Source organism: Kineococcus siccus (assembly GCF_009906795.1).
GTDB classification, from domain to species: Bacteria; Actinomycetota; Actinomycetes; order Actinomycetales; family Kineococcaceae; genus Kineococcus; species Kineococcus siccus.
Genome location: NZ_JAAALN010000286.1, coordinates 1 through 4344, shown reverse-complemented (window position 1 = coordinate 4344; position 4344 = coordinate 1). Strand labels below are relative to the sequence as shown.

General features: G+C 76.7%; 2 protein-coding genes. One reads left to right on the top strand and one right to left on the bottom strand.

Annotated elements, in window-relative coordinates:
- Positions 1 to 689: GNAT family N-acetyltransferase (locus GTR02_RS20160; protein ID WP_166609267.1), on the top strand; the 689-nt coding region annotated here is incomplete at its 5' end.
- 13 nt (positions 690 to 702) lie between these two features.
- On the opposite strand, the gene GTR02_RS20155 is transcribed toward GTR02_RS20160, so the two are convergent.
- Positions 703 to 4266 (bottom strand): ABC transporter ATP-binding protein, encoded by a 3564-nt coding sequence (locus GTR02_RS20155; protein WP_338073953.1) that lies wholly within the window; start codon positions 4264 to 4266, stop codon positions 703 to 705.
- Positions 4267 to 4344 lie beyond the last annotated feature (78 nt).

The following is a 4344-nucleotide window of genomic DNA, read 5'->3' as shown; positions in this document are numbered from 1 at the left end:
AGCTCGGGCGGGCCCTCGCGGCCGGCGCGCGCCGGCGCGGCACGGCCACGGCCTGGGAGCTCGGCCCCGTGGTCGACGACGGCGTCGCGCAGGCCGTCGCCTCCGGGGCCGGCCTCGCCGTGCACAGCGGGGACGCCGTGCCCGCCGTGCGCCGACCCGCGGACGGCGACGTCGCCCACCTCGTCAGCGCCAACCTCCGCAAGACGCTGCGCAAGGCCCGCAACCGGATCGCCGCGGACGGGCACGCGATGGGCATCGAGGTGAGCACGGAGGCCCGCGCCGTCGAGGCGGCCCTGCCGCAGCTGGCCGCGGCCTACCGCGACCGCGACCACGCCCACGAGCTCCCGTGCGTGCTGGACACCGAGCGGGGCCTGCGGACCTGGCAGGGCCGCGTCCGGGCGCTCGCCGCGACCGGCCGGCTCGAGCTGTCCGTCCTGACCCTGGACGGTGAGCTCGCGGCCTACGTGCTGGGCCTGCGCGACGGGGCCCGCCTCGGCGTGCTCGAGGGCCGGTTCCTCACGCGGTTCGCGCGGTACGCCCCGGGACGGCTGCTGGAGGCCGACGTGCTCCAGCGGGCCCTCGCCGACGCTGACGTCGAGGAGCTGGACTGGATGACGGGCGTCGCGCCGGAGACCCTCCTCGCCGCCAACCACCAGGAGGAGGTCGTGCTGCTGCGCACCGACGGCTGAGCCGCGCCCGCGCTCAGGCCGCCGACTCCGCGCCCGCCACGAACGACGCCCAGAGCTCGGCGTAGCGCCCGCCCCGCGCGAGCAGGTCGTCGTGGGTGCCCTGCTCGACGATGCGCCCGTGGTCCAGCACCACGATGCGGTCGGCGCGCGACGCGGTCGTCAGCCGGTGCGCGACCACGAGGGTGGTGCGCCGACTCGCGGCCGCGTCCGCCGCCGCGGCCAGGACCGCCTCGGCGGCCGGGTCCAGCGCCGCGGTCGCCTCGTCGAGCAGCAGCACGTCGGGGTCCACCAGCTCCGCGCGCGCCAGCGCGACGAGCTGGCGCTGACCCGTGGAGAGGTTGCGCCCGCGCTCCCCCACGACGAAGTCGTACCCGCCCGGCAGCGCGCGGATCGCCGCGTCGGCGCCCACCGCGGCCGCGGCGGCGCGGACCTCGGCGTCGCTCGCGTCGGGCCGCGCGTAGGCGATCGCCTGACGCACGGTGCCGTCGAAGAGGTAGGCCTCCTGCGGGACCACGCCCAGCCGCTGGCGGTACTGCGTGGTGTCGAGCTCGCGCAGGTCGGTGCCGTCGACGAGGACGCGGCCGGCTGCGCGGGGGGAGGCCGCGGCGGGCGTCGACGTCGGCGTGCGCAGCAGCTCGCGCACCCGGCGCAGGCCGACCGCGGCCTGCTGGTAGCCGTCGAAGACCTGCGAGAGCTGCTGCACGGGAGCGAAGAACAGATCGACGTAGAGCAGGAACGCGATGAGCACCCCGATGCTCACCGCACCCGAGCGCACGGAGAGCGCCCCGACGACGAGCACCACCGCGGCGGTCGCCTCGTTGAGGAACTGCACGAACGGGAAGAAGGTCGCGATGTAGCGCTGCGCCGTCAGCCGCGCGTCGCGGTAGGCCTTCCCCTTGCGGCGGAACGACGCCGTGTCCCCGGCCGTGCGGTCGAAGGCCTGCGTGACGCGCACGCCCGCGACGCTCTCCTGGAACTGGACGTTGACCGCGCTGATGCGCTCCCGCGCCTCGGTGTAGGCGGGCCGCGAGCGCCACCGGAACAGCAGGGTGGCCACCACCAGCACGGGCAGGACCGCCACCACGACGACCGCCAGCTCGGGTTCCAGCACGAGCATCGCGACGAACACGCCGACGATCGAGAGCAGGCTGACCAGCGCCTGCGCCACGCCGGTCTGCAGGAACGTCGAGAGCGCGTCGACGTCGCTCGTCATCCGGGTCATGATCCGGCCGGCCTGCTCGCGCTCGTAGTAGTCCAGCCCGAGGCGCTGCAGCTGGGCGAAGGTCTTGATCCGCAGGGAGAACAGGACCCGCTCGCCCGTGCGGCCCGTGACCCGAGCCTGGGCGACGCTGACGAGCCAGTCGCCGAGGACCACGGCCGCCGCGACCGCGACCACGCTCAGCAGCGCGGTCAGGTCACCGCGGCCGACGCCGGCGTCGAGGCCGTCGCGCACCAGCAGCGGCAGGACCAGCTGCGCGAGGGCGTCCGCGGCGACCAGGGTCATGCCCAGGGCGAGCGCCGCGAGGAACGGCCGCAGCAGGGTGCGCAGCCCGAACCGCGGCTCGGGCTGCTCGGCCGCCGCGACGTCGACGTCGGGGCGGTCCGTCGCCGGGGGCAGCTCGGCGATGCGCTGCAGCAGCTCCGCGGACACGGACATGCCCGTCTCGACCGCGAGGGCGGCGGCCGTCCGCCCGGAGCCGGCGGCCCGCGCCCCTGTGCCCGACGCCCCCGTGCCCGCCGCGACCGGTCCCGACGCCGCTGCGCCCGGCTGGGTGGGCACCGCGGCCCGGGCGGGGACGCGGTCCGGCGTGGCGGGACGCGTGTCCTCGGCGGGGTCGAAGAGCCGACGGAACAGCACGCAGCGCTCCTGCAGCTCCGCCTCGGTGCCCTCGTCGACGACCCGGCCGCCGTCCAGGACGACGATGCGGTCGGCCAGGCGCAGCGTCGAACGCCGGTGGGCGACGAGCAGCGTCGTCCGCCCCGCGACGACACCGGCGAGGGAGGCGAGGATCCGCTGCTCGACGGTCGGGTCGACCGCGGAGGTCGCGTCGTCCAGCACGAGCACGCGCGGCTGCGCGAGCAGCGCGCGGGCCAGGCCGATGCGCTGGCGCTGACCGCCGGACAGCGTCAGCCCCTGCTCCCCGACGAGGGAGTCCCAGCCCTGCGACAGCTCCGCCACGAAGCCGTCGGCCGCCGCCAGGCGCAGGGCCGCGGCGACCTCCTCGTCGCCCGCGGCCGGCACCGGGTAGGCGACGTTGGCGCGCACCGAGTCGGAGAACAGGAAGGTCTCCTCGAACACGACCCCCAGGGCGCGTCGCAGCTCGGCGGGGTCGAGGTCGCGCACGTCGACCCCGCCCACGCGCACGCTGCCCTCGTCGACGTCGTAGAAGCGCGGCACGAGGTGGGTCACGGTCGACTTGCCGGCCCCCGCGGTCCCGACCAGGGCCACGGTCTCGCCGGCCCGCACGCGCAGGCTCACCCCGTCCAGCACGCGGCGCCCGGGGGTGAAGGCGAAGGCCACGTCGGTCAGCTCGAGGTCCAGCGGACCGTCGGGCAGCGCGGTGCGGCCGGGCCCGCCGATCGCGGGGACCGTGTCGACGACCTGCAGGACCCGCTCCATGCCCGCGCGGGCCAGCTGCCCCACCGTCAGGACGCCCGCGAGCTGGCGCACGGGCGAGACGAGGGAGCCGACGTAGGTGGAGAAGGCCAGGAAGGTGCCGACGGTGATGCTGCCGCGCAGCGCCAGCCAGCCGCCGAGGAGCAGCACCCCGACCTGGCCGAGCGCCGGGACGGCCTGCAGGGCCGGGCCGTAGCGGGCGTTGCCGCGGACCACGCGCATGCGGTCGCCGAACAGGTCCGCGACGACGGCCTCGAGCCGGCGCAGCTCCGCGCCCTCCTGCCCGAAGCCCTTCACGACGCGGACGCCGGTCACGGCCGCCTCGACGCGCGCGGCCACCTCGGCGGCGCGGGCCTGCGCGGCCGCGTTGGCGGGGAAGAGGTCGCGGCGGCTGCGGTAGGCGATCCACCACAGCGCCGGGCCGACCGCGAGCGCCACGAGCGTCAACAGCGGCGAGAGCACGGCCATCACGCCCAGCGACACGACGAACAGCACGGCGCTGCCCGAGACGTTGGGCAGCCACGCGAGCAGCCCCTGCACGACCTGCACGTCGCTGATCGAGCGGCTGACGACCTGACCCGTGGACAGGCCGTCGAGCTGGCGGCCGTCCATGCGCTGCACGGCCGCGTGCACGTCGTTGCGCAGGTCGAGCTGGACGTCGAGCGACAGCCGGCCCGCGGTGTAGCGGCGCACGAAACCCAGGCCGAAGATCACCAGCCCCGCCGCGACCAGGAGCGCCGCCCAGGGCCAGAGGGCCCCGTCCGGGTCGGGGACGACGTCGTCGACCACGTGGCGCACCACGAGCGGCACGAGGGCCGCCGTGCCGTAGGAGACGACCGCCGCGCCGAAGGCCAGGCCCAGGTCGCGGCGGTGCCGCAGGCAGTACCCGGCCAGCCGCCGCAGCCAGCCCCCCGCCGGCGCGAGCGGTTCGCCGGCGGGTCTCGCGGAGGTGGGGGGCACGGGGGACGACAGTAGTTCGGCCCTCTGACACCGAACCGCGCAGCAGGGGGCCGGGCGGGGCCGGCCGGTCAGCGGCGG